This window comes from Halopenitus sp. H-Gu1, from assembly GCF_041821145.1.
Classification (GTDB): Archaea; Halobacteriota; Halobacteria; order Halobacteriales; family Haloferacaceae; genus Halopenitus.
In genome coordinates this window covers 1-958 of record NZ_JBGUBC010000063.1, presented here as the reverse complement: position 1 = coordinate 958, position 958 = coordinate 1, and the positions used below count along the sequence as shown (strand labels likewise).

The following is a 958-nucleotide window of genomic DNA, read 5'->3' as shown; positions in this document are numbered from 1 at the left end:
ATTCGATCCTAAGACGTTGCCAACAGCCAATCCCGGTAGTTCCCTCCGAACAGCCATGACACTGACGGTGATTTCGGGAAGCGACGTTCCCACTGCCACCGCGGTAATCGCCACGATCTCGGTTCCGATCTGAAGAGTCGTCGAGATGACAATGATCGAGTTGACGAGAATGTACGCCGCGCCGAAGACTATCCCTATGCTTACAATCAGTTGAACGTACGTCTTCACGCCTGCCTGTGGCTCGGGCTCGTCTGCAACCTCCTCGTCACTTTCCATGACGATTTCGTCGACCAACATTCCGACGTATCGATCCTTCTCTTTGATCGTAAACTGAATATACACCGCCAGCGCCGCCAACGCGAGAAGCCCTTCGTACCACGAAAACGGCGACTTCCACGTTGCCAAGATGAGGAATACAGCCGATGCGACAAGCAATGGTAGATCGACCTCAACGAGTTCACGAAGTACACGAATATCGCCCCCGACGACAGCAGCAACTCCCAGGACTAAAAGCATGTTCGAGATGTTCGATCCGACGACGCTTCCCATAACGATCGCAGGAGCTCCTTGAAACATTGCCAGAAGCGACGACGTCAGTTCCGGAAGCGATGTCCCACCGGCCACGATCGTGACCCCGATTATGAACGGTGAAATACCAAACGAGAGGCCGATTCGTTCGGCAGCAGATGTCAATGCATCCGAGGCAACCAACAACAGTCCGAGACTCCCGATAAACAATATAACGGGAATGAGAAGCCCAACCATCCGTTCTTCAACTATAGTGACACGCCTGAGAACTACCCCGACCGACCGCGCTCGGGCCTACTCGGCCCTCGCTTGTTGAGGTCGGGACTTCCTGTTTCTGCGTCGGAGCTTGTACCCGACGTGGGCACAGTGGTTCCAGACTCCGCAGGCGATTCCCCTGTACAGGCGGTTCGGAGTGTCCCACTCCTACCGA

At 55.0% G+C, this 958-nt stretch carries 1 protein-coding gene; it reads right to left on the bottom strand.

Features of this window, described 5'->3' with window-relative positions; all coding sequences use genetic code 11:
- Positions 1 to 765 (bottom strand): calcium/sodium antiporter (locus tag ACERIT_RS16140; protein ID WP_373675873.1); only part of this gene is annotated, 765 nt, incomplete at its 3' end.
- Positions 766 to 958: the final 193 nt, after the last annotated feature.